The sequence below is a fragment of the Cupriavidus sp. P-10 genome (assembly GCF_003402535.2).
Taxonomy (GTDB): Bacteria; Pseudomonadota; Gammaproteobacteria; order Burkholderiales; family Burkholderiaceae; genus Cupriavidus.
This window is the reverse complement of the sequence record NZ_AP025172.1, coordinates 137,893-161,067: the sequence shown is the minus strand read 5'-3', so window position 1 is coordinate 161,067 and position 23,175 is coordinate 137,893. Positions and strand designations below refer to the sequence as shown.

Sequence of the window (23,175 nt, the reverse complement as noted above, 5' to 3'; positions counted from 1 at the left end):
AGACACAAAATGAGGCTCCTTATCGCGTCGATGATCCTGGCCGCCCTGCCCTTGCAGGCAGCCCTCGCCCAGGAACATTCCGGCCATCAGGCAACTGTGCCGGTGCAAGGATTGGCAACCACCTCCACGGGTGTGAAAGTCACGATCGTGTACCAGCAGGAAATCCCTAACTTGCCGGGCAAGAGTGTTAAGGGCGTACTGGTGGAGTATGAGCCGGGCGGCGTTAACGCCGCGCATACCCACGCCAAGTCGGCAATGATTTACGCAACAGTGCTGGAAGGCGCCGTGCTGAACCAACTCAACGGCGGACCACTTCGCACGTTCACGAAGGGACAGAACTTCACCGAAATGCCTGGCGACCGGCACGACGTCAGCGCCAATGCGAGCAAGACCGAGCCCGCCAAGCTGCTTGCGGTGTTCGTCGTGGACACGAATGAGACCGTGCTAACCACGCCATTGAAGCGTTAAGGCAGCCCGCGTAGCCAAGCCAGCTATAGAGGTTGTCACCGCACCTTTGCTCAGGGCACATGAGCAGTTTGATGCGGCTTCTCCAACGAGGTTTGCTACCCACCGGTCCAGCTCCGGGTAGTCCTTGCCATCGATCACGAACTCTTGCCCTTTTGCCGCCGTCTTCAGCGTCACCCTATCGCCATCAAGCTCCCAACGGGTGGCGCTGGGGTGATAGGTCAGCGCCGCCCTCCCCTTAGGCTCGAACCATGACGGCAAAGACCAGACGCTACGCGTTCGCCCTGCTCGTGTAAGTTGCAACTGCGGGAGCATGGACGGAAATCGACCTCCGCCGATACCATTCACAAAGATGGAGCGCTTGCGCGCAACATAGAGGGTATTCCGGGGATCCGTGTATCTCCCCGGGGTGGCCACGTGAGGATGCGTCGCGATCCAGGGATGTCGCTTGAGCGAACCAGCCCGGTCAGTCACGACCGACAACACCTCATCGATCTCCAGCCAACCGAACATGACATGGATATCTGGCGCGCTCGGCACAAAGCGCCACCGTCCAGAGAGCGTCTCCACCTGCCGATACCATCCAAAAAACAAAAAGACGTCGCCAGGCCCCACACCATTGTTGGACAAGTGACCTTGGGCGGCACCCGACTGTCCAAAGGCTGGTCGCCAGCCCGGGATGCTCGCCGTATGGCTGCCGCCGAGGTCCGGATCATAATGTACAGTCGACTTAGCACTGTACTTCCCGCCGGACAGGTCCCTAAGCATGGCGTCCAGGTCGAGATCGTCGAACCCCACGTTGTCGATCAGGGTTCGGTCGTGATCGCTTGGAATTGGGAGCGGAACTAACCTGCCGTCCGGCAAGATCGGGCTGGGCATGCCGCCATACCCCTGGTCGAACCCCTTTCGTGAGAAGACAGCTTTCATCCGGATACGGCAGCCCTATGGGTGTTGTGGAGCCTTAGCGACTGCCTACCCTAAGAATCTTGCAGAGATAGGGAATATCTGCCGCGACCGGAAGGTCTACTTGGTGCCGATCACCGCGGTGTCGGGAGCGTTGCGATATTTCCCGTCGTCTCGCTCCAGCACTTGCAGGGCGACCAGCGCGTCGAGGAAATCGAGCGCGCTGCGCGGATGCAGGCCGAGCGCTTCGGTCAGTGTGGGGGCATCAAGCGGACCGTCCGCCAGCCGCGTGAATACGCCAAGTTCGACGGCCGAAAGCAGCGTCTTCGCCGGCCAGAAACCCATCCCGAGTTGGAGCAGGCGCTCCGGCGTGAGTACGGGCCGGGCCGGATCTTCGCCGCGGCCACCCGGCCCCGGCGTCGTCGCATCTGGCGTGTCTGGCATCATCCCTGCTCCCCATCTGCGGAAAAGGAAGCGCCGGTCGCCGCAACGGCGGAGTGGCGGACTGGCGTTCCCAAGCAGGGTAGTTGCCACGGCGATAGAAGTCCAGACGACAAGGCCTGAGCCCTGCGGCCAATAACGGCAAGACGCGCACGATGTTGCTGGCCCGGTCAGGACAGGCATTCGCCGCGGTCGCTCGCATCGCTGCGCGCGCCGTCGGTGAAGCCATCGCGCGAGCTCGTGCGGGCGCCATCGGTGTAAGGATCAGGCTTGCGCATGCCGTCCAGGTACGGATCAAAGCCACGGACCGCGCATACTGACCTGCCCTGATACGCGACCACGGGCAGCATGGTGGCCTCGGTGGCCGGACTGCGCGCGCCCTCGGTAAAGACGTCGCGCTGGCCGTTGTGTTCCGGCACGGCAACGATCAATGCATCAGCATATGCACCGGCGTGGGCGGTCTGGCTGAGCCCGGCGGCGAGTGCGGCAGCGGCAAGCAGGGTCTTGGCAAGTATCTTATGCATTGCTATCTCCAACTGGGGTGTCGGCGGCGTTGCCGCGACGGCACTCCTCGTGCAGGCGATCAGAAGGAACGGCACGGGCCGCACGGGATCGCCTCTGCCGTGCAAGCCGTTGCCTGGCGCGGACCGACTGCCATCTTGTGGCAGCGGCGTCGCGCCGGACTCGTGGAAAAGCTGGTGCGGATGCGGGGAACGCAGCGCCCTTCCTCGGGGCGCAAGGTTGTTGCGTCAGGCGGGCCGGATGTTCTGATTCACGCGGAACAGGTTGGCCGGGTCGTATTTGCGCTTGATCTGCGCCAGGCGCGCATAGTTGCCGCGATAGGACGCCTTCACGTTGTCATCGCCCTCGTCCATCATCATGTTGATGTAGCCCCCGCCAGCAGAGTGCGGATGCAGCGCCAGCCAGTAGTCCTTCGCCCACTGCACGATGCGATCGTTGTTGGACGGGTCGGGATCCACGCCGACAATCACGCTGGCAAAGTTGGCATCGCGGTAGCTGAAGGCCGTGTCGTCGCAACCGGCACGATGCGCTGCACCATTGATCGGATACAGGTGCATGGTCGAGTGCATCGACGGCAACTGCTGCGCGTACTTGATGTGCAGGTCGATGGCCTTGTCGCTCAGGTCGCTGACGAAGTCGGCTTTCCAGTACCACTGCAAGCCCGCCGGATACAGCCCGTCGAACAGGCTCTGCAGAACAGGCCAGGGGATTGGCCCGGCAAAGTCCACCGCTGGCGGCATGGCCTGGCGAATCCGGCTGAAATGCGTTTCGGCCTGATCGAGCGGCCCGGTGTAGCACCACACCACGGCACACATCTTCTGCAGGTGAACTTCCTCTGGAAAAGGCGCTGCGGGCGGGACCGTGACGAAGCCGAACCAGCCATTGATGTCCTGCGGCGCGCTCAGGATGAAGTCGCGCCACCATGTCATCAGCTCGCGTGCCTGCTCCATCGGCCACAGCATCGGGCCGCCATAGACCGTGGCAACGGAATGGGCCTTGAACTCGAAAGACGTCACCACGCCGAAGTTGCCACCGCCGCCGCGCAACGCCCAGAACAGGTCGGCGTTTTCCGCTTCGCTTGCGGTGACGACGCGCCCGTCGGCCAGAACCACCTCGGCGCTGAGCAGATTGTCGATCGTCAGGCCGTAGGCGCGGCTGAGGTAGCCGATGCCGCCGCCAAGCGTCAGTCCGCCCACGCCAGTGGTCGAGATGAAGCCACTCGGCGTCGCCAGCCCATAGGCACTGGCGGCGTGATCCACATCGCCCCAGGTGCAGCCACCGCCAACCCTCAGCGTCTTGCGTCCGGCATCGACAAACACGCCCTTCATTGGCGACAGGTCGATCACCAGTCCACCATCACATGTGCCGAGCCCCGCGCCATTGTGCGCGCCACCACGCACGGCCAGCAGCATCTTGCCGTCGCGCGCGGCGTTCACCGCCGCGATGACGTCCGCAACATCAACGCAGCGCGCGATGATCGCTGGACGCTTGTCGATCATGCCGTTGTACACGGCACGCGCCTGGTCGTAAGCCGCGTCGCCCGGCTGAATCAGCTGTCCCCGAAAATTCGCCTTGAGTGCGGTTGCGACGGGTTCGCTCAACGAAGCTTCCATGGTTGCCTCCTGTCCGGCTGGTATGCAGGAGTTTTAACAACCTCGGCGTTTCGAAAGCGTTAGCTGAGCCGTTACATGATGGATTCCGCCTCCCGACGACGCGCTGTGGTCGAGTCGGAACTAACGCGCGAGTAACGCCCGCGCCCTGGCGATGTCGGGCTGATCAAAGCCCTCGGTGAATCGCGCAAGCGGCGTCCCGACCACCTCATGCGGATCGATGACGTGCCCCTGGAAAGCTCGCAACGTTGTCCATGACAAGGTGGCACGCAGTTCAAGCGGGAGCGCGCGTTGAACTTTGGCGATCTCGATCGCCTTGAGCAACGATGACTCGGCTTCGGCAAGGTTGGCACTGCTGCGTAGCAGCAATTCACCCCGCAGCCGGTACAGCTCCGCGTCCACCCAGTGCTCGCCAGTGCGCCCGGCGCATTCGAATGCCCGGTCCAAAGCCGCCAGCGCAGCCTCGGTCTCGCCTGCGTCGCCCAGGCATTCAGCCAGCATGCCCAGGTAGAGCGGCAGACGCAGGCGCGCGCCCGTCGCGTGAAAGCCCTCGATCGCCGCCTGCATCGCCGGCACGGCGTCGGCGCCGGGCGACTGTTTCGCGTTCGCCCAGGCGAGCAGCATGCCTGACCAGGCGACGTAGTAGCCTACGTGATACTGTTCGGCGATCTCGTGTGCCTGGCGGGCATGGTACAGCGTGAGACCGTGCTCACGTCGCAGCGCATGCTGCGTCGCGAGATATGACAGCGCGAGCGCCTGGGAGAACGGGTGTGCGACCCGGTTCGCCATCTCCAGCGCTTCGTGTCCACGCTGGAGAGCCTGATCGGCAAGCCCCCCGAACCACAATGCGTGCGCCGACCACGCCGCGGCCAGCACACCGAAGTTACCGCCCATCAGGGACACATGCTCGGCGTGCTGGGCTTCGTCATAAGCGAGGTGCGCACGTTGATACGCAGGCTCGGCAGCCATCCAGTCGCCTTGCTGGACCAGACTACCCATGACGCTGGTCCATGCCATCACCGAGTAAGTATCGGAGCCCAGCGGCCCCAATCCCGCAATCAGTTCCTCGCTCAGGCTGCGTGCCTGTGCAAGTTCCGCCCTCACTACCAGGAAAAATGAAAGGCTGACCTGGGCGCGGGCCTGCTGACTGGCGTCACCCGCCCGCCGGCTCAGTTCCACCGCGCGTCGCAGCGGCGCCTCCAGTTCGGGGGCTGCCCAGCCTCGGGCGATGCGAATCGGTGGCGCAAGGTCGAGTTGCAGGGCCAGCGATTGACTGGCGCGCTCCTGCGGGTCGGCAATCCTGTCCGCTTGCACCAGCCCGCGCATCAGTAATGCCATGGCATCGTCATAGGCATACACACTCTGCGCAACGCCGGCCGCGCGCCGATAGAATGCCGCCGCCTGGGCGGGCAGGCCCGCCGCCTCATAGTGCGAGGCGATCTGCGCGCTTGCCGCGTCGGGCGCATCGCCTGACGCCTGCTCGAGCGCTCGCGCCACGCGCAAATGCAGGCGGCGGCGCTGCAGTGGACTCACTTCGGCGTATGCCACGTCGCGGATCTTGTCATGGCTGAAGTCAAAGGCCAGGCCACTACCGTCGGTCTGGCGCACGATGCGTCGCTGCCACAGCTCGTCCAGCGCGCCTGCCAGGGCATCCTCGCCGAGGTCGCTTGCCTGCGCGAGGATGTCGGTCGTGAACGCCCGTCCAATGATTGCAGCAACCCCAACGATATCGCGGGCGCCCGGAGCAAGCTGTGCGAGCCGGTTCGAGATGACGGTGTAAACCTTGGGCGGCAACTTCGACGCCATGCCGCCCTGCGCTTCCCCGACCGGCATGTTGTCGGAGCGAGCCCGCATCATTTCGACCGCAAACAGCGGGTTACCCTCGCTCTCTTCGAACAGCCGGGTTGCCTCCGTGTCGGCCAGCGGCCGGTCCAGGATCTGGGCCGCTATCTTTGCCGTTTCGGCGGCATCGAGTGTCCCCAATGAGATCTCGATGAACTGGTCGTCGCGGCGTAGTGCGTCAAGCAGCCGGTTCGCCGCATGCCGCGGCATGATTTCCTCGGGGCGCGCCGTTGCGACCACCATCAGCCTTGCCGTCACGTCGAAACGCATCAGGAAGCGCAGCCATTCGAGCGTCTCGCCGTCGCACCATTGCAGGTCGTCGAGCAGCAACAGCAGCGGACCGCCTGGTGCGAGCACCGCTCGCGCAAGCGCCTCGAAGAATCGCTGGCGTTGCCAGTACTCGGTAAGCGGCGACGGCGGCGACAGGCCGGATTGCTGCGTGAGGAGTTCCGGCAACAGGCGCGTGACTTCGGTCAGCCACAGTCTGTCGAGCTTGCCGATCGCGCCACTCAGGGCCGGGCTGCGCAGCCAGCCGGTCACCGGCGCAAACGCGAGCTGTCCCTCGGCCGCATAGGCGCGCGAATGCGCCACGGTGATGCCTTGCTCGGCCAGATGGACGAGCAGTTCCTCCGCCAGGCGCGATTTTCCGATGCCGGCTTCGCCGAGGATCAGCACGAACTGCTTGTCGCCCAGCTGGGTACGCTGCCAGACTTCAAGCAGCCGGCGCCATTCGCCATGCCGGCCAATCATTGGCAGCATTGCATCGCGCGGGCGCTGGCGTTGCATTGACGCAGCCTGCGCAGCCAGCCGCGCAAAGGCCTCGCGCATGGGTTCGCCGGGCAGGACGCCCAATTCGCGAGCGAGCGTTTCCACACAGCTACGATAGGCGCGCATGGCCGATGCGTGATCGTGGTTCAGCGCATGCAGGCGCATCAGCGCCAGGCAGGTGGGTTCGCGGCACGGCTCGAGCCGCTGCAACTGCTGTGTGTACTTCAACGCCTTGGCATAGTCGCGCCGGTCCTCACTCAGTTGACCGAGGCGCGCGAGCGCAGCGATGCACTGTTCGCGCAACCGTTCGCGCTCGGGGTGGATCCACTCGTCATAGCAGTTGGCCAGCAGGTCACCGCGATAGAGATCCGCGGCATGCGTCAGCAGCGCTTCTTCAGCGCATGCGTCGGCGTGCCTCGAGGCCCTGGCCGCAGCCGCAAGCGCGGACCGGAACTGCGCGACATCGAGATCGAGCGCCGAATCGGGCAGCCATCGCACCGATTGCGCATCGGCCTGGACAAACTGATCAGCCTCCGGCCAGGCCTTGCGCAGCTGAAACAGCAGTTGACGCAGCGCATTGCGCGCCTGCGCCTGCGAGGAATCAGGCCAGAACAGTACGGCGAGCTGCTGCCGCGTCTGCGGTGCATCGCGATGCAGGACAAGGCAGGCGAGCAGCGCCTGCAAGCGGGGGGCGTTTGCGTTAAACCGGGGCGCGTCAGCGCCGTCGAGCTGGAACTCGCCAAACAATCGGACGGAGAAGCGGGCCTGGGAAGTCATGCTGAAGCGCAATGCGGCACAAAGCGATGGGGAGCTCCTGTAGGCGGCACGCGGTGCGCATTGCGGTAGCGCTCATGCGGGAACTCTCCAACTCCCAAACCCGCGCGAGCGCCATGCGTCGATGGGTGCGCTCCGAACTCATTCACGAGTAACCTGGACTCGTCCCGCCTTCACCACTGCTTTCAGCAGCCATCCAGTCTGCCTCATTCTGTTCTGCATAAGCGAGCGCGAATCGTCAATAGCGAACCCAATGCCAGATCGATACCCTCGTCCTATTTGCGCAAGTAGTCAATAGCCCCGAGCGCCGGCGGGTCGCTTCTTCCGGCGGACAACCCCGGCCCTCGCCACGCAGGGTGGCAACAGTTCGATATGCTGCGTCAGTACGCGCCGCTCGACACGTATAACGTCGCCACCATGCATTGCGTCAGCGCGGTTTGCCTTCGCGGAAAATTGCGGAGCGCCCTCGCGGGCTTCACCATATCGCCTGCCACGAATGCTGAACTGGTGTAGATGTTCGTCCGTCCAGCTCGTGATTACCTGGAAGACATCGTGCAATTGTGCGAGCGTCAAATGCTCGGGAGGAGGACGCGTCGCCAAACCGGCGGGCTCAGTCCACGCAGAGCAATTCGAAGTTGAAGGATGGAGGTCGCCCCCCCATGATCGGCACGCGCGGCTTGTAGGTGCCTTATTTGCCTCTCGGTGGTGGTCCGGTCGTTCCCCCGCCTTGGTGCGGTCCCTGACTTTCAGGTCACACCTGTATAAACATACAGTGCAATGGTGGCAGGACACCTGGTCTCAACCAAACCGTAGACCACCGCATATTGCACTGCACAACGTCAGCTGGTATTATTCACAATCCCCCATCCTGCGCACACCGGATTCCATGAGAGGCACTGAGGCCTCGACTGTCCGTGCGCCATTCCACGATTTTGTTCGCTCCCCGACAGGCTTGACCAGCCATCCTGTCCGCGACGATCGTCGGCCAACCTGTCGAGGAGAGTGTATTGGCAAATCCAGTTCGCGACTATTCAGCATCCCGCACGATCGCGGCCACGTCAAAGACCGGCCGACGCTCTCCAAAAGGAAAGATCCAGGTGGTCGCAACACCGCTGGACATCGCGTCCATGGCGCGCCAGGATGACGAGCGTCAACGTCAGATGCGCGCGCTGATCGCGCTTGGCCGTGAGCGCGGCTATCTCACCCACTCGGACATCAACGATCACCTGCCCGACAACTTCACGCAAACTGCTGCGATGGAGACGATCGTCAGCACGTTCAGCGACATGGGGGTGGCCGTGTACGAGCAGACGCCGGACGCGGAGACGCTCCTGTTAAGCGACGCCCCGCGTGCCGCAGCATCCGACGATCAGGCGGACGAGGAAGCGGAAGCTGCACTGTCGACCGTCGATTCCGAATTCGGCCGCACTACTGATCCGGTCCGGATGTACATGCGCGAAATGGGCGCCAGTGAACTGCTGACTCGCGCCGGCGAAATCGAGATCGCAAAACGCATCGAAGGCGGCCTGCAGGACATGATTCAGGCGATCGCCGCGTGTCCGTCAGTCGTGTCCACGATTCTTGCCGATGTGGACCGCATCGTTGCCGGCGAACTGCGTATCGACGAACTGGTCGATGGCATCAGCGACGACGTGAACGAAAGCGAAATGGCGCTAGAGTCCGATGACGTTCAAGTGGAAGCAGACGCCTCCGACGATGACCCGGACGGTGATGAGGCTGAAACGGACGCCGTGGATCCGGAGAAGGCGAACGCAGCCCGCCTCGAACAACTCACGATCGACAGTCTTGCGATTTTCGCGCGCGTGCGTGTACTGTTCGAGCAGTTGCCGGATGCACCCGTCACTGGGAAAGCCCGTTCCGCAGCCGTTGCGCAACTGCGCTCGGAGATCCAGCGCGAACTAGGACCGATTCGCTTTACGGCCAAGACTATCGACCGCCTGTGTGCCAGTGTGCACGAACAGGTTACCGAGGTTCGTGCGATCGAGCGCAGCATCCTGGAGATCGCCGTCGACCGTTGCGGCATGCCGCGCGAGGCGTTTGTCGAGTCGTTCCCGGGCCACGAGACCGACCTTGAATGGGCCAGCCACATGGCGGCGACTTCGCGGCAGTTTGGCGCGGCGCTCAAGCGACATCTGCCGGCCATTCAGGCCGGCCAGCAGAAACTCATCGACATCGAGGCCAGGGTCTCGCTGCCGCTCCAGCAGCTCAAGCGGATCAACCGCCAGATGAGTGCCGCGGAGTTGAAAATGCGGCAGGCCAAGCGAGAGCTGATCGAAGCGAATCTTCGTCTTGTCATTTCAATCGCCAAGAAATACATGAACCGCGGCATGCAGTTCCTGGATCTGATCCAGGAAGGCAATATCGGCCTGATGAAGGCGGTGGACAAGTTCGAATACCGGCGCGGCTGGAAGTTTTCGACGTACGCCACTTGGTGGGTCCGGCAGGCTGTCACGCGTGCGCTTGCCGATCAGGCGCGGACCATTCGTGTGCCGGTCCACATGATCGAGATGATCAACAAGCTGAATCGGATTTCGCGCGAAGTCTTGCAACAGACGGGACAGGAAGCTCATCCCTCCGTCCTCGCCGAGCGCATGGAGATGTCCGAGGAAAAAGTGCGCAGTATCCTCAGGAGTGCGAGACAACCTGTCTCGCTCGAGACCCCTGTGGGCGACGACGCCGACGCGACGCTCGGTGACATGATTGAGGATGTCTCTGCGAGTTCACCGGCTGAGGCCGCGATTCACGCGAACATGCGCGCCGCGATCGATGAGGCACTCGACGGATTATCGCCGCGCGAGGCCAAGGTCCTGCGGATGCGATTCGGGCTCGATACGACCTGTGATCGGACGCTTGAAGAAGTCGGCAAGCAGTTCGACGTGACCCGCGAGCGGATCCGTCAGATTGAGAGCAAGGCGATGCGCAAGCTGATGCACCCCAGTCGCGCTGACAAGTTGAGGCCCTTTCTCGAGCGCTGAGCAAAGGCGAGGAGTACGCGCCCCCTTTCCACGCGCCCTGCTCCAGGCCCACAGCGATCACGCATCGGCCCCTGCCCTGACAGGACGCGGCTGCGGCGCGGAAAACTTACAGCGGTTTGATGTTCGCTGCCTGTTTCCCAAATCTTGCGCGCCGGGATTTGCGGAGCGCTCTCGCACCCGCGTAATGATCAACTGCTCTGCTGGAAGGCAACCCGGCGGGGCTATTTCCCCTGTCCCTTGTCTTGCTTGCGGCCCCTATCGCCCTGGTGCTGTTGGCTCGGGTCTTCATTCTTGAAGCCACCATAGCTGCTTTGACCCGGATCGTCGCTGCGGCTCTTGATCTCGCCCGGATCCCGGTCGGTACGGACGCCGGGGTTCTTCTGACTGTCGTTCGACGGTTGTCGCTGCGGGTGTTGCTGAGGATGATTGGTCATTGCTCTCTCCAGTGGTGGATCGGAAACCAAAGGACTGCAACAACCGTGCCCTGATCGTTGCATGGCGGCTTGTCCCGCTTGCTGCCTTCCAGGCGGGACCGTAACGCACGTTCTTACAAGACCGGCTGGTTCTTACAAGTGCGATGTCACGCGCGACGTCACGCCAACCGCCGCCGGCGAGCGCCTCTTCATCGGGTAATGGTGGAACAGAAGTTGCGCTGGCGAACATGGTGAGCAATCCGTCCGACATGGAGAGACCATGAAACAAAGCAAATCCGATACGTCCGGCAATCTAAACATCATGAAGCTGTACTATGCCCCGGGCGCGTGCTCATTGTCACCGCACATTGCCCTGCTAGAGGCGGGGTTGCCGTTTTCCATCGAGCGCGTCGATTTACAGCGAGCGCCGCACACCATGGAGAGTGGCGATGACTACCGGAAGATCAATCCTAAAGACTATGTGCCCGCCCTTTCACTTGACAACGGCGATCGGCTGACTGAAGCCGCGGTAATCCTCCAGTACATTGCCGACTGCGCCCCCGGGCGCGATCTGGCGCCAGCCTTTGGCACGTTCGAGCGCTACCGACTGCAGGAATGGCTGAATTTCATCTCGGCCGAGTTGCACAAGGGCTTCGCGCCATTCTGGAAACCGGCGACGTCACAGGAGCACAAGGACGCGGCATGGACGCGCCTGTCGCAGCGGTTCGACTGGCTAGAGCAACAGCTGACAGACAAAGATTATTTGATGGGCCAGTTCAGCGTCGCCGATTCGTACTTGTTCACCATCCTCCGATGGACCGACCACTTCAAGCTGTCGCTCGCGCGTTGGCCGGCGCTGAAGAGGTATGTATCACGAGTCGCCGGGCGTCCGTCCGTGCAACAGGCGCTGAAGGATGAAGGGCTCACTTGACTGCGCAAATAGCGCTACGAAGGGCGGCGCACCGTCCCGACCGGGTATTCCCGCGCGACGCAAACAATTTCCGCCTTACTCGCCCAGCGAACGAAGGAACGTCGGTACTTTCGCCCGGCTGGTGGCTTGAACACGGGCGATGAGCGCGTAATCGACCTGCCTCACTCCGTACGTCCGAGCGATATCGTGTCGCAGTCGATGCCACAAATGACCGGTCATTTCAGCGTCGGCCATCGCTCTGTGCGCGCGCCCGCTTTTGGGCAATTTCAGCATATCGACGAGTGTGGATAGCCTGTGATTTTGAGCGTGTGGGTATATACGCCTGGAGGTGAGCATCGTACACGCGAAGTGCTGATTGGCTGCGATGTCCAGAAGCCCAAGCTCGGCTTGCCAAAACCTTCGGTCAAATCCGGCATTGTGGGCTACCACCGGATGCCTGCCGACAAACCGGGCCGCTTCACCCATGACCTTCGATGCGGCAGGCGCATCTGCAATCATGTCATTGGTGATTCCGGTGAGGCTTACTACCTGCGGGGGGATACGCCTTCCAGCGTTCATCAAGCTTTGATAACGGTCGACAATCTCGCCGTCACGCAGCAAAATGACAGCGATTTCCGTGGCTCGGTCACCGAGGCTTGGCGACAATCCCGTCGTTTCAAAATCCAGAACCGCGACCGTCTGCATTCTGCTTCTAAGTTGTCTGGTGCCGACGGCGAGACTCGAACTCGCACAGCTTTCGCCACTACCCCCTCAAGATAGCGTGTCTACCAATTTCACCACGTCGGCTGGGGAGAAACAATATTGCCTGGCGTCCGGGATTTCAGGGCTTCCAACGCTCTCGCAGAGACATTTGCCTTCGCTTAAACCCCATCGCTGGGAAACGTTTCAAGCTTCGCATTCTAACCTAAAATCCGCGCTCTGGTCCCGCCGCGGACGGGACCACGGTGCAGTGCAAGAGGAAATGACTCGCGAACGTAACGCCAATCCCAAGCACCAAATGGATTCGCCTAACGCCCATGCTCACGGATGATCTCTACTTGCTCATCGATGATGGCCAGGAGTTCAGCCATTGAACCGGAGAAACGCGGTAGGGGTCGAGATTCATTCGACTGAGTTTTGCGTCGTCTGAACTTCAAGCTTCTTCTGCAACCAGAAACCGGTTCGGGTTCTTACCCAGCCAGGCAGGCGCACGGCCCCTCCCCGACCAGGTTTTTCCGGTCTTGGGGTCACGATACTTCGGAGGCAGCTCGGACTTCGGCTTGCTTGCACCGTTGCCCGCCGGGCGTCCGCGCCTGCGCTTGGTAATGTCCTCGACGGTCAGGTCGTACTCTGCCATCAAAGTCTGGATCTTCTCGATGACACCTGCTACTTCCTGGGCACGCACTTCTTCCAGGTGAGCTTCGAGCGCCCGCTTCTGGGCCATCAACTCTTTGTATGTAGCCATACGATTCTTCCTTTCTAGTGGAGGTGTGAGAGAAGACAGTTTGAATTAAAACTATGCACAACAGGGCTCACCTTATCACAGGAGAGCATAGTCCGACCCCAAAGATTTCGTGTAAAACTATTTGTTCTCCTGCGTACTCGCAGCAGCAGCAATATGGGTCAACGCAGCCAGGGACTAGCAATTGGGCAGCGAGGGACGAAGGACCTCCGCCAACCTTAACCCGGTGCTCCGGCCATGCTCTGCGCCCATTCCAGTATCGGCTCGAACCGAGATGGCAGCAGTTGCTCGGCCTCCGCAAATGTCACCCAGCGAAACTCGTGGTGTTCTGGGCGCTTTAGTTCAGCGCTAATTGGTAAGCTCACCTCCCCCATGGGTGACACCGCAAGATAGAAGCGCGCAATCTTGCCGTTCGCATAAGGTTCCGTTTCGCGATAGTCCTCTCCCCAGCGAAGCTCAAGCGTTGACAAGCCAGTTTCCTCCCTGGCTTCCCGCATCGCGGCCGATAGCGGCTGCTCATCAGGCTCAGGCATGCCTTTGGGCATGTCCCAATTCCGGTATGCACGCAGGACCAGGCAGAGCCACTGACCAGCAGTAGGCCGGAGCACAACTAAACCAACAGAATGCCTAATGAGCCTCATTGTCTGTTTCTCTCGCCTCCGGCATAAATAGCGTACTCGACAACCTCAGCGACGTCATTCGAGCGACTCCAAATCAGACATCCACAGCCCGCTTCAAACTTGGATTTGGATTGGGCAGCAACCGACAAATATCTGTCGGAACCGAGAACGATTACTTACCGGACAAGGCGGCAGCGAAGAGGTAAGGCAGCAGCAATTTCTGCAGCGGCTACCGGCAGCGAAGATGAAGTTTTGACTCACGCGCTGCGCTGGCTGACGCTTTGGCGATGGCATATTCATTGCGCTGTGGTGTCCGATGCGGCTCGCGTACGCTGGCCCTCGCTCTCGCACAAGGGGCATGCCATGTCAGAATCCGATTCCTTGTCTCCGACGGAGGCGCCTTCTCCCTCACTCATCAGTGCTGTAGCGATCCAGCTGACGGTCAATGGGAACCGCTACGAGTTGTCTGTGGAGCCCTGGGTTTCGCTGCTCGACCTGCTGCGCGAGCGCCTCCGACTAAGCGGGACCAAGAAGGGCTGCGACCACGGCCAATGCGGCGCCTGCACCATCCTGGTCGACGGCCAGCGGATCAATGCCTGCCTGACACTAGCGGTGTCGTACGACAACGCCGACATCACCACGGTCGAGGGGCTCGCGGAGCAGGCGGGCAGCGCTGGCCTGCATCCGCTGCAGCAGGCCTTCATCGACCACGACGCCTTTCAGTGCGGCTATTGCACGCCCGGGCAGCTGTGCTCGGCCGCGGGGCTGATGAACGAGCATCCGCCGGCCAACGAAGCGGAGATCCGCGAGCGGCTGAGCGGCAACCTGTGCCGCTGTGGCGCCTATCCGCAAATCGTGCAGGCTGTCTCCGCGGTGCTGTGGCATCGGCGCGACAAGGGCACCGTACCGGAGCTGCCATGAACCCCTTCCGCTATGAGCGTTCCGCCAGCGTGGCCGACGCGATCGCCGCGATTGCCATTGCCAGCGACGACAGCGAGATCGACGCACGTCCGGCGCCGCGCTATCTTGCTGGCGGCACCAACCTGCTCGACCTGATGAAGGCAAATCTCGCCCGGCCGGTGGCGCTGGTGGACATCCGCCGCCTGCCGCTGGATGAGATCGAGGACGACGGCGACGGCGGCTTGCGGCTGGGAGCGCTTGCCACCAATGCGCGCACCGCCAACGATCCGCTGGTCCGCGAGCGCTTTCCGCTGCTGCACGCCGCAATCCTGGCCGGCGCCTCTCCGCAGATCCGCAATGTCGCGACCAATGGCGGCAACCTGCTGCAGCGCACCCGCTGCCACTACTTCTACGATGACGGCGTTCCATGCAACAAGCGCGAGCCAGGGAGCGGTTGCCCCGCCGCGAGCGGACTGGCGCGCCAGCATGCCATCCTTGGCGCGAGCGAGCACTGCGTCGCCACCCATCCGTCGGACATGTGCGTCGCGCTGGCGGCGCTGGATGCGACCGTCCATGTCGAATCGATACGCGGCAAGCGCGAGATTCCCTTCGCTGAATTCCATCGCCTGCCGGGCGACCGCCCCGATATCGACACCACCTTGCGCCGCGACGAACTCATCACTCACCTGAGCCTCCCCGCTGGCCCGTTCGCCCGCCACAGCACCTACCTGAAAATCCGCGAGCGCGCGTCATATGCGTTTGCGCTGGTGTCGGTGGCCGCGGCGCTGGACCTGGCCGAGGATGGCACGGTGCGCGAGGGGCGCATCGCGCTCGGCGGCGTGGCCCACAGACCCTGGCGCGATCCGCAGGCCGAAGCGATGCTGGCGGGCAAGCCGGCCAATGCCCAGCACTTTGGCGAGGCCGCGCGCTGGCTCCTGCGCGACGCCCGCTCCTGGGGCGGCCCGGCGCTGCCGGAAAGCTTGCCGGGGAACAGCTTCAAGATCCTGCTTGCCGAGCGCGCCATCGTGCGCGCGCTGGAGATGGCCACGGCAGGCATTCTCACCAACACCGGCGAAGATGCCTTCCGCCAGGGGCTCGACACATGACCGAAGCAAACCTGATGCAACCGCCGCTCACCCGGCCTGCCAATGGCCGAGTGGCGATCGGCACGCCGGTGTCCCGCGTCGACGGCGTGGCCAAGGTCACCGGGCAGGCCCGCTATGCCGCCGAGCACCCGGCGCAAGACCTGCTCTACGGTGTCGTGGTCAGCGGCACCATCGCCAGGGGACGCATTGCCGCGCTGGACGTCAGCCGGGCGCTCGAGGTGCCCGGTGTGGTCGAGGTACTATCGCACCTGAACCGCCCGCGGATGCGCACGCTGGACCTGTTCTACAAGGACATGACCGCCCCGGCCGGGTCTCCCTTCAAGCCCTTCCTCGACGACAGGATCTTCTACAGCGGGCAACCGGTGGCACTGGTGCTTGCCGCCAGTTTCGAACTCGCGCGCTATGCTGCCTCGCTGGTACACGTCAGTTACGAGGCGCAGGCCCACGAGACCAACCTGATGTCAAACCTGGAACGGGCGCACGAACCCGCCAAGTTCAAGGTCGGCTTCTCGGCGCCCCCAAAGCCAAAGGGCGATGCCGATGCGGCCTTCGCCGCGGCACCCGTGAAGATCGACGCCGAGTTCTACAGCGGCGTGGAGCACCATAACCCGATGGAACTGTTCGCCACCACAGTCCTGCACGCTGCCGACGGCCACCTGACCATCCATGACAAGACCCAGGGCTCGCAGAACTCGCGCTGGATGGTGTCGCGCGTATTCGGCCTGCCCAAGCGCAAGGTGACTGTCAGGAACCTGTTCGTCGGGGGCGCCTTCGGCTCGGGACTGCGGCCACAGTACCAGCTGCTGCTGGCGGTGATGGCCGCGCTGAAGCTCCGGCGTTCGGTGCGGGTGGTACTGACGCGCCAGCAGATGTTCACGTTCGGGCATCGCCCGGAGACATGGCAGCGCGTCAGGCTCGCGGCGCGGCAGGATGGCACCCTGGCCAGCATCGTTCATGAAGCTGTTGCCGAGACTTCGCGGCTGGAAGACTACGTCGAAGTGGTGGTCAACTGGTCGGCGCAACTCTACGCCTGCGAGAACCTGCGCTACAGCTACAAGCTGGTCGACCTCGACCAGTACAGCCCGATGGACATGCGCGCGCCCGGCGCGGCGCACGGTGTTCATGCGCTCGAGGTCGCGATGGACGAACTGTCCTACGCGCTGGGCATGGATCCGCTCGCGCTGCGGCTGAAGAACTACGCTGAGCGCGACTCCGCCAAAGGGCTGCCGTTCTCGACCAAGGAACTGCGGGCCTGCTACGAGCAGGGCGCCGAGCGCTTCGGCTGGGCCGCGCGGCCCCCCGCGCCGCGCTCCATGCGCGCAGGCCATGAACTGGTCGGCTGGGGCATGGCCACCGGCACTTGGGATGCGCTGCAGATGTTCAGCCGGGCGCGGGCGATCCTGCACCGCGACGGCACGCTAGACGTGTTCAGTGCGGCAAGCGATATCGGCACCGGCACTTATACCGTGATGGCCCAGATTGCCGCCGCAGCGATGGGCCTGCCGCTGGAGCAGGTCACGTTTCATCTCGGCGATTCGGATCTTCCGCTTGCGCCGATCGAGGGTGGCTCCGCGCATGTGGCAACCATAGGGTCCGCCGTCGACGGGGTCTGCGAGAAGCTGCAGCATCTGCTCTGGCATATGGCCCGGCGCGTCAAGGGCAGCGGCTTCGAAACCGCGCGTTTCGAAGACCTGGAATTCACCGGAGGCGAGATCCGGTTGCGTTCGGCACCCGACCGCGCCATGTCGCTTGCCGCGCTGATGGCCGCGAGTGGCAGGGAGAAACTGGAAGCCGCCTATCTCCAGCTGCCGAACATCGCCAGGCAGAAGAAGACGATCCGCGCCGTGCACTCCGCAGTATTCTGCGAAGTCCGCGTCGACGAGACCTTCGGCACGGTGCGGGTGACGCGCGTGGTCAGCGCGGTCGCCGCGGGCCGCATCATCAATCCCAAGACCGCGCGCAGCCAGATCGTGGGCGGCGTGGTGTGGGGTATCAGCCAGGCGCTGCACGAAGAGACCTTGTCGGACCACGCGCTGGGTCGCTTCATGAACCGGAATATCGCCGAATATCACGTTGCCACCAATGCCGACGTCCAGGATGTCGACGTGATCTTTGTCGAGGAAGACGACCGCATCGTGAGCCGGATCGGCGCGAAGGGCGTGGGCGAAATCGGGCTGGTCGGCGTTTCGGCCGCCGTCAGCAACGCGATCTATCACGCGACCGGCCGCCGCCTGCGCAGCACGCCGATGACGCCAGACAAGGTGATGTCAAGATAGTGCGCTTGCCACGGCTCATGTTCATCTGTATCTGTCCAACGACCGATGGGCCCGTTGCGCCATCTCGAGGGCGCTGCGTGTCGCGCCCTCGCTTAGCTTGACAGAATGCGCTTATAAAGGGCCACCTTGCCTAGACGATCCGAATAATCTCGCGCCCAGCATCACGCCAATGCCCAAGGCGATGCCAACCGCGCGCAGCGGATTGGCATGGACAAACGATTCCGCACGCTCGCGTCCGGTATCCCACTCCGACTTAACGCGTCCTGTGACCCGCTTGGCGACGTCAGCCGACTTGGCGACGAGTTCCGTGGCCGTACCTGCCGACTTTGCCGCGATCTCCAGAAACTCGGCCTTGGCCTTGTCGCGGTCTTCGCCGGCCAGTCCAGGAAGACGCTCAAGCAGCTTGTCCAGTTCGCGCGAAAGGTTCTGCGAGGCCTTTCCTTCCGCTGAAGCGGGTCCATCCTCCCCATGCCGGACGGAGGAGGACCCGGATGTGGGGTCCGAGGTCGAGGGGGAAGCAACTGCCCGTTCGCCGAATGTGGGCACCCTTAGCGTGCTCGTTCCGAGGGCGCCCCCTTGCGTGACTTTCGTCTCTGCCTGTTCCATGGTCATTCTCCGAGTTGAACAGATTGAACATGCCGGGGCGCAGGGTAGTCCTTTCGCACCGACGCTGACCTGTGCAGGTTTTGTGCCAGGCGTGGGGTGTTTCCGGACGGCTGGCTTGGAATCGCAGACCCTGCGTCAGGGAGGTCGCCTACGGGTAACGCGGGTCTCGCGACATGCGCGGCCAACGATGGATCGTTGCAGGAATAACAAGTAATTCTCACATCGCGGTCGCTCAATGTCTGACGTGGGCTGATTCTGTCAAAAAAACCGGTTGACGAAAGCGGAGGTCGAGCACCAAGTTGCGAAGGATCTGATCGCCGCGATCGAGGGCGACCCGGCGGGCGACATGCTGTATGGCGTTCAGGCCAAGAGCGCACAACGTGGCCGCTTTCCGGCGCCACCTTCGTTACAGTGTGAACACGAGCGCGAGTACGCGTGGTCCCATGAGCTTTCGGTCGCTGGTAAAGTACAGCAGCGGGATCGTCATTGGGAAGCTGCAGACGACCCGTCGGTTACGTCTGCAGGGGCAACAAAGTCTCTCTGGCGCATGCCCTGCGGAAGACGAGAGACGCCATCCGACCGGGGAACGGTACGGAACCTGCTTATCAGATAAACGATATCGAGGAGCATGACCGAATGACACAAAGCCTGCATGAGCGAGGCCCCTGCCGCGCGCGGAGGTCCTGACATGGCCGGTTCGAGTTTGTTGCTCCTGATCGACGACATCGCGACCATCCTGGACGATGTCGCCGCCATGAGCAAAGTGGCGGCAAAGAAGACCGCTGGCGTGCTGGGCGACGACCTGGCGCTGAATGCGCAGCAGGTCAGCGGCGTCAAGGCGGACCGCGAACTGCCGGTGGTATGGGCGGTCGCGCTGGGATCGCTTCGCAACAAAGTGATCCTTGTCCCGGCGGCACTGGCCATCAGCGCCTGGGCGCCCTGGGCCGTCGTGCCGCTGCTGATGGTGGGCGGCGCATTTCTTTGCTACGAAGGCTTTGAAAAACTGGCACACCGGTTCCTGCACAGCGATGCGGAGGACGCGGCACATCACGCCCGTGAAGTTCAGGCCATGTCGAACCCCGTCGTAGACGTGGTGGCATTCGAGAAAGAGAAGATCAAGGGTGCGGTCCGCACTGACTTCATACTTTCGGCTGAAATCATCGTCATCTCCCTTGGCACCGTCGCTAACGCGCCTTTTGGCCAGCGGCTCGCTGTCTTGTGCGCGATCGCCGCAATCATGACAGTCGGCGTCTATGGACTGGTGGCCGGCATCGTGAAGCTCGATGACGCGGGGCTGTACCTGAGCCGGCGGCCGTCGGCCGGTTTCCGCTTGCTGGGCCGCGGTCTGCTGCGGCTGGCACCCTGGTTGATGAAAGCCTTGTCGGTCGCCGGGACGGCGGCGATGTTCCTGGTGGGCGGCGGCATCCTTGTGCACGGCATCCCGGCGATGCACCACGTGCTGGACGCGGCGGCACAGGCTGCGGCAGGCGTGCCTGCGGTCGGCGCTGTACTGTCGGTGCTGGCCCCGTTGGCGCTCGACGGTATTGCCGGCATCGTTGCGGGGGCGCTGGTGCTGGCGGCGGTGACCGTGGTGAAGGTCGGGGTGCGAGCGCTGCGGCCGTCGGCACGCTAGGCGGGTAAGCCGATGTTGATGTTCAAAGGCGAACGATCTAGCGGTTAAGTGCAGCCAGCGCGTGAGAGGCAGTGCCTCTCTCGACTCCAATGCTTTTGCGTGTGGCGTCGGCGGTGCGCAGCAGTCGTCCCGCACGGGCTGCATCCAATGCGCTGGCTTGCCGAGCTTAGTTCACCGGCTTGCATCCTAGGCAATCAAGAATCGCAAAGGCCTAAAATGAATGCTTGGATGTTGGCCGCGAGTCTGATTTGCCTCACTGCGTGTGACCACCGGCCCGCTGATCCAGCGCGATCCAACGCACCAGCGTCTGCAGCATCAGCGGCGGCAGCTTCATCCGCCGTGGCGCCTTCGCCAACCGTGCTTGACTGGAAGAAATTCAAAGCCAAGGCTGGCTTTGATGATGCCACTCCAGAAGAACAAGTTCTTATGTGGGAAATCTACCGGGACCAGTTCTTGCCAGCCATTGCGGCCGACCAGGGCGTGACCGTCGATGAAATGAAACGCCATTTCGACACTCAGGTGCCCCGCCCGAGGCAGGGCGAGTCCGGTGGTGAAAGCTTCTTAGGTTCCCGCTGCACACAGGACTGCTCTGGGCATGAAGCGGGCTACTACTGGGCGGCGGACAACGATATCTCCGATCCCAACGACTGCACCGGCGACTCCCAAACCTTTGTTGAGGGCTGCCAAGAATATGCGGAGGGGCGCCGAGAATCCGGCAGTAAGGCCGAGAATTAAATCCCCGTATAGCGGCATCCCTTTGTCTAGCAATCCTCCACGATCTTGGCCAGGGTTCGCAGAAACGGGTACGCTGCAGCCTTCGGCTTGAGACAAACCTCACGAGCTCGGCAGCTTTCAGCACTATTTCTGGTGTCGCCCGACACGTGGCACGACGGCAGGCGACGACCTGCGAGCCAAACCAACGCAGTCGGCCGAAGGACGACTATCCCAGGCGATTTCACTCCTCCGCTGCCCCGCAGCATATTCCTCACTTGCTTCCCGCGACTGAAGGGTTTACCGTTAATACTCGGTGTAGCGCTCCCGGCGCGTCCTTACACCGACAACATCCATTGCAGTTCTCATCGCCTCCGTAGAGCACGGTACACAGATCAGCCGTCGCAGTTCCCTTTTTGACCCAAGGAGACCGACATGCTAAGTCCGCATGAAATTGCAGCTCTGCTTCTGCTTGGCGATGCGCCGGACATTCACGACCTCGATCCCGAGCAATTGGACGCGTTGTTGGAACACAAGCTGGTCACGATCGAACATGGTCATGACAGTGGCGTCCATCCGCGTCTGACAAGCCGGGGCCATTCCATGCGCGACGCCGTACGCCGCATTCGCTAGGCGTCAAGCGGAGCGGAGAGCCGCCGGATCCAACGGCCGATGCATCTACTGTCAGGGTGGAGCTGGTTCATTTCTCCATTCGCTGAAATCCGTCGCATAGGCGACTTCTGCACGGCTGGAATGCGATGGGGTGGCAATGGAGATGGGCACCTAATCGCGAAGCGTGGCGGCTAAACGCGCTGTTTGTCTGGAGTCCCCATGCTCTACCAGATTTTTGAATATCAGCGGACCATGATGAAAGCGTGGGCAGATGAATCTGCCCGAGCCTTGGTCAGCCCCCTTAGTCCACTTGCATACCTTCCGGCAGCGGGGAACTTTGCCGCATGCTGGGAAAACCTTCATCGTCTGAGCACGGCCTGCGAAGAACCCACGTTTGGCATTACAGCCATCTTTCGTAACGGCTGTGTTGTTCCCGTGGTCGAGCAAATCGTCTCGGAAAGCCCGTTCTGCCGCCTGCGGCGCTTTGAAGCTACCGCAGCCGTTGAGTATAACGACGGGCAGCAAACGATTCCGGCGGTCCTTGTCTGTGCGCCTCTTGCCGGCCATCATGCCGTCATGCTTCGCGATGTGGTGCAATCGCTGCTGCAGGAGCACATTGTCTATGTCACCGATTGGAGCAATGCGCGCAACGTTCCGGTGACCGATGGCTCATTTCATTTGGACGACTATGTCGTTCACGTTCAGCGCTTTATCAGTCAGATCGACGTGTCACCGCTGCATGTGCTTGCCATTTGCCAGGCCACGGTGCCCGCTCTGGGCGCCATCGCGCTGTTGGCAAGCCGCGATGAAAAGACGCCAAGCAGCCTGACTCTCATCGGCGGCCCGATTGACGCACGTCGCAGCCCCACCGCAATTGGACGCCTTGCCTCGAGCCAATCTATCCAGTGGTTTCGACGCAATCTGGTTCACCCAGTACCGCATCCCTATGCAGGAGCTGGACGTCAGGTCTGTCCGAGTTTCCTGCAACTCTCCGGCCTTGCCGCTGCGCAGGCCTCACCGCTGTGGGGTCTATGTGAGGGTTACTGGGCGAATCTTGCGCGTGGCGATGCCGAGCGTGCCAATGTACATTGGCAAGCATTGCTGGACTACAGCGCGGTGCTCGACCTGGCCGCCGAGTTCTATCTCGACACGGTTCGGACCGTGTTTCAGGAGTTTCAGATCGCCTTTGGCACCTGGCAAGTGCGAGGCCAGGCCGTCCGCCCCCAGGACATCCGTTCCACAGCGTTGCTTACCATCGAAGGCGAGCTCGACGACATATCCGGCCGCGGGCAGACCCACGCCGCGCATGACCTGTGCCAAGGCCTATCCTCGCGCGACAAGCGACTCGTCACGATTGACGACTGCACGCACTACGACTTGTTCCGTGGACCAACCTGGCGCACTGACGTTTTTCCCAGTGTTCGCGAGATGACACGAGACTACATGTAACCGCTGGCGTCTCGCCGAATCAGCGCCCAATTCCCCGATCAGTTCTGGCGCGCACAAAGGGCGCCGGCCTGGGTGGCGTGTCAGGCGACCGGTGTCGGCATGCGCAGTAGCGAGACCTTGGCAGGCGGCGTTGGTAACAGTGTTCTCCCACTCGTC

At 62.5% G+C, this 23,175-nt stretch carries 20 protein-coding genes, 1 tRNA gene and 1 pseudogene; 10 read left to right on the top strand and 12 right to left on the bottom strand.

Features of this window, described 5'->3' with window-relative positions:
- The first annotated feature begins 9 nt into the window (after window positions 1-9).
- Window positions 10-468, top strand: coding sequence for a cupin domain-containing protein (locus CTP10_RS30760; protein WP_116318488.1), 459 nt, complete (start codon window positions 10-12; stop codon window positions 466-468).
- Here the strand turns inward: CTP10_RS30760 and CTP10_RS30755 are convergent.
- The 6 genes and pseudogenes from CTP10_RS30755 to CTP10_RS41325 all read right to left on the bottom strand — a co-directional run bounded on the left by CTP10_RS30755 (window position 445) and on the right by CTP10_RS41325 (window position 8,117).
- Window positions 445-1,392, bottom strand: a complete 948-nt coding sequence (locus tag CTP10_RS30755) for a hypothetical protein (RefSeq protein ID WP_158577643.1) — start codon at window positions 1,390-1,392, stop codon at window positions 445-447. The genes CTP10_RS30760 and CTP10_RS30755 overlap by 24 nt on opposite strands.
- 117 nt (window positions 1,393-1,509) lie before the next feature.
- Window positions 1,510-1,713, bottom strand: a pseudogene (locus CTP10_RS30750) (methyltransferase family protein); the annotation flags it as partial.
- A 266-nt stretch (window positions 1,714-1,979) separates the two neighbouring features.
- Complete coding sequence (locus CTP10_RS30745; RefSeq protein WP_116318487.1) at window positions 1,980-2,333, bottom strand: hypothetical protein; 354 nt, start codon at window positions 2,331-2,333, stop codon at window positions 1,980-1,982.
- Window positions 2,334-2,558: 225 nt separating this feature from the next.
- Window positions 2,559-3,944 carry an FAD-binding oxidoreductase gene (locus tag CTP10_RS30740; protein ID WP_116318486.1) on the bottom strand — a complete coding sequence of 462 codons (1,386 nt, stop codon included), beginning with the start codon at window positions 3,942-3,944 and terminating at the stop codon, window positions 2,559-2,561.
- A 120-nt stretch (window positions 3,945-4,064) separates the two neighbouring features.
- Window positions 4,065-7,328 (bottom strand): AAA family ATPase, encoded by a 3,264-nt coding sequence (locus tag CTP10_RS30735; RefSeq protein ID WP_116318623.1) that lies wholly within the window; start codon window positions 7,326-7,328, stop codon window positions 4,065-4,067.
- Between the two features lie 288 nt (window positions 7,329-7,616).
- Window positions 7,617-8,117 carry an IS1096 element passenger TnpR family protein gene (locus CTP10_RS41325; protein ID WP_116318485.1) on the bottom strand — a complete coding sequence of 167 codons (501 nt, stop codon included), beginning with the start codon at window positions 8,115-8,117 and terminating at the stop codon, window positions 7,617-7,619.
- 215 nt (window positions 8,118-8,332) lie between these two features.
- On the opposite strand from CTP10_RS41325, the gene rpoD reads away from it, so the two are divergent.
- On the top strand, window positions 8,333-10,321 hold the full coding sequence (gene rpoD / locus CTP10_RS30730) for an RNA polymerase sigma factor RpoD (protein WP_199414541.1): 1,989 nt from the start codon (window positions 8,333-8,335) through the stop codon (window positions 10,319-10,321).
- Between the two features lie 221 nt (window positions 10,322-10,542).
- Here rpoD and CTP10_RS30725 read toward each other — a convergent pair whose 3' ends face one another.
- Window positions 10,543-10,755, bottom strand: coding sequence for a hypothetical protein (locus tag CTP10_RS30725; protein ID WP_116318484.1), 213 nt, complete (start codon window positions 10,753-10,755; stop codon window positions 10,543-10,545).
- 301 nt (window positions 10,756-11,056) lie between these two features.
- Between CTP10_RS30725 and gstA the strand changes: the two genes are divergently transcribed.
- Window positions 11,057-11,665: a glutathione transferase GstA gene (gstA, locus tag CTP10_RS30720; RefSeq protein WP_116318621.1), complete on the top strand. Its 609-nt coding sequence runs from the start codon at window positions 11,057-11,059 to the stop codon at window positions 11,663-11,665.
- A gap of 75 nt (window positions 11,666-11,740) precedes the next feature.
- Here the strand turns inward: gstA and CTP10_RS30715 are convergent, their stop codons facing one another.
- The 4 genes from CTP10_RS30715 to CTP10_RS30700 all read right to left on the bottom strand — a co-directional run bounded on the left by CTP10_RS30715 (window position 11,741) and on the right by CTP10_RS30700 (window position 13,747).
- The gene (locus tag CTP10_RS30715) at window positions 11,741-12,349 is read right to left on the bottom strand and encodes a 3'-5' exonuclease (RefSeq protein ID WP_116318483.1); all 609 of its coding nucleotides are present in this window, start codon (window positions 12,347-12,349) and stop codon (window positions 11,741-11,743) included.
- A 17-nt stretch (window positions 12,350-12,366) separates the two neighbouring features.
- A tRNA-Leu gene (locus CTP10_RS30710) sits at window positions 12,367-12,451 on the bottom strand.
- A gap of 346 nt (window positions 12,452-12,797) precedes the next feature.
- The gene (locus tag CTP10_RS30705; protein ID WP_116318482.1) at window positions 12,798-13,109 is read right to left on the bottom strand and encodes an H-NS histone family protein; all 312 of its coding nucleotides are present in this window, start codon (window positions 13,107-13,109) and stop codon (window positions 12,798-12,800) included.
- A 215-nt stretch (window positions 13,110-13,324) separates the two neighbouring features.
- Window positions 13,325-13,747 (bottom strand): NUDIX domain-containing protein, encoded by a 423-nt coding sequence (locus CTP10_RS30700; protein ID WP_116318481.1) that lies wholly within the window; start codon window positions 13,745-13,747, stop codon window positions 13,325-13,327.
- Window positions 13,748-14,089: 342 nt separating this feature from the next.
- Here CTP10_RS30700 and CTP10_RS30695 point away from each other — a divergent pair, with 342 nt between their 5' ends.
- Genes CTP10_RS30695 through CTP10_RS30685 form a run of 3 tightly spaced genes read left to right on the top strand, consistent with a single transcriptional unit; the run spans window position 14,090 to window position 18,008 of the window.
- The gene (locus CTP10_RS30695) at window positions 14,090-14,647 is read left to right on the top strand and encodes a (2Fe-2S)-binding protein (protein ID WP_116318620.1); all 558 of its coding nucleotides are present in this window, start codon (window positions 14,090-14,092) and stop codon (window positions 14,645-14,647) included.
- On the top strand, window positions 14,644-15,732 hold the full coding sequence (locus tag CTP10_RS30690; protein WP_116318480.1) for an FAD binding domain-containing protein: 1,089 nt from the start codon (window positions 14,644-14,646) through the stop codon (window positions 15,730-15,732). The genes CTP10_RS30695 and CTP10_RS30690 overlap by 4 nt, the downstream gene beginning before the upstream one ends.
- Window positions 15,729-18,008, top strand: a complete 2,280-nt coding sequence (locus CTP10_RS30685) for a xanthine dehydrogenase family protein molybdopterin-binding subunit (protein ID WP_116318479.1) — start codon at window positions 15,729-15,731, stop codon at window positions 18,006-18,008. The genes CTP10_RS30690 and CTP10_RS30685 overlap by 4 nt, the downstream gene beginning before the upstream one ends.
- A 111-nt stretch (window positions 18,009-18,119) precedes the next feature.
- Here CTP10_RS30685 and CTP10_RS30680 read toward each other — a convergent pair whose 3' ends face one another.
- Window positions 18,120-18,614 (bottom strand): DUF883 family protein, encoded by a 495-nt coding sequence (locus CTP10_RS30680; RefSeq protein ID WP_116318478.1) that lies wholly within the window; start codon window positions 18,612-18,614, stop codon window positions 18,120-18,122.
- A gap of 688 nt (window positions 18,615-19,302) precedes the next feature.
- Here CTP10_RS30680 and CTP10_RS30675 point away from each other — a divergent pair.
- From CTP10_RS30675 to phaZ, 4 genes are all read left to right on the top strand, one after another.
- Window positions 19,303-20,247, top strand: a complete 945-nt coding sequence (locus CTP10_RS30675; RefSeq protein ID WP_116318477.1) for a DUF808 domain-containing protein — start codon at window positions 19,303-19,305, stop codon at window positions 20,245-20,247.
- A gap of 357 nt (window positions 20,248-20,604) precedes the next feature.
- On the top strand, window positions 20,605-20,982 hold the full coding sequence (locus tag CTP10_RS30670; protein ID WP_199414540.1) for a hypothetical protein: 378 nt from the start codon (window positions 20,605-20,607) through the stop codon (window positions 20,980-20,982).
- 411 nt (window positions 20,983-21,393) lie between these two features.
- The gene (locus CTP10_RS30665; protein ID WP_116318476.1) at window positions 21,394-21,591 is read left to right on the top strand and encodes a hypothetical protein; all 198 of its coding nucleotides are present in this window, start codon (window positions 21,394-21,396) and stop codon (window positions 21,589-21,591) included.
- Between the two features lie 198 nt (window positions 21,592-21,789).
- Window positions 21,790-23,019, top strand: a complete 1,230-nt coding sequence (gene phaZ, locus CTP10_RS30660) for a polyhydroxyalkanoate depolymerase (RefSeq protein WP_116318475.1) — start codon at window positions 21,790-21,792, stop codon at window positions 23,017-23,019.
- Window positions 23,020-23,175: the final 156 nt, after the last annotated feature.

Bases quoted from the DNA above. Each gene is read 5' to 3' on its own strand.
- phaZ (WP_116318475.1), top strand. From the start codon at position 21,790: ATGCTCTACCAGATTTTTGAATATCAGCGGACCATGATGAAAGCGTGG.
- CTP10_RS30735 (WP_116318623.1), bottom strand. From the start codon at position 7,328: ATGACTTCCCAGGCCCGCTTCTCCGTCCGATTGTTTGGCGAGTTCCAG.
- CTP10_RS30725 (WP_116318484.1), bottom strand. From the start codon at position 10,755: ATGACCAATCATCCTCAGCAACACCCGCAGCGACAACCGTCGAACGAC.
- CTP10_RS30680 (WP_116318478.1), bottom strand. From the start codon at position 18,614: ATGGAACAGGCAGAGACGAAAGTCACGCAAGGGGGCGCCCTCGGAACG.
- CTP10_RS30690 (WP_116318480.1), top strand. From the start codon at position 14,644: ATGAACCCCTTCCGCTATGAGCGTTCCGCCAGCGTGGCCGACGCGATC.
- CTP10_RS30740 (WP_116318486.1), bottom strand. From the start codon at position 3,944: ATGGAAGCTTCGTTGAGCGAACCCGTCGCAACCGCACTCAAGGCGAAT.
- CTP10_RS30705 (WP_116318482.1), bottom strand. From the start codon at position 13,109: ATGGCTACATACAAAGAGTTGATGGCCCAGAAGCGGGCGCTCGAAGCT.
- CTP10_RS30685 (WP_116318479.1), top strand. From the start codon at position 15,729: ATGACCGAAGCAAACCTGATGCAACCGCCGCTCACCCGGCCTGCCAAT.
- CTP10_RS30700 (WP_116318481.1), bottom strand. From the start codon at position 13,747: ATGAGGCTCATTAGGCATTCTGTTGGTTTAGTTGTGCTCCGGCCTACT.
- CTP10_RS30715 (WP_116318483.1), bottom strand. From the start codon at position 12,349: ATGCAGACGGTCGCGGTTCTGGATTTTGAAACGACGGGATTGTCGCCA.
- CTP10_RS30760 (WP_116318488.1), top strand. From the start codon at position 10: ATGAGGCTCCTTATCGCGTCGATGATCCTGGCCGCCCTGCCCTTGCAG.
- CTP10_RS30675 (WP_116318477.1), top strand. From the start codon at position 19,303: ATGGCCGGTTCGAGTTTGTTGCTCCTGATCGACGACATCGCGACCATC.
- CTP10_RS30695 (WP_116318620.1), top strand. From the start codon at position 14,090: ATGTCAGAATCCGATTCCTTGTCTCCGACGGAGGCGCCTTCTCCCTCA.
- gstA (WP_116318621.1), top strand. From the start codon at position 11,057: ATGAAGCTGTACTATGCCCCGGGCGCGTGCTCATTGTCACCGCACATT.
- CTP10_RS30745 (WP_116318487.1), bottom strand. From the start codon at position 2,333: ATGCATAAGATACTTGCCAAGACCCTGCTTGCCGCTGCCGCACTCGCC.
- CTP10_RS30755 (WP_158577643.1), bottom strand. From the start codon at position 1,392: ATGAAAGCTGTCTTCTCACGAAAGGGGTTCGACCAGGGGTATGGCGGC.
- CTP10_RS30665 (WP_116318476.1), top strand. From the start codon at position 21,394: ATGCTAAGTCCGCATGAAATTGCAGCTCTGCTTCTGCTTGGCGATGCG.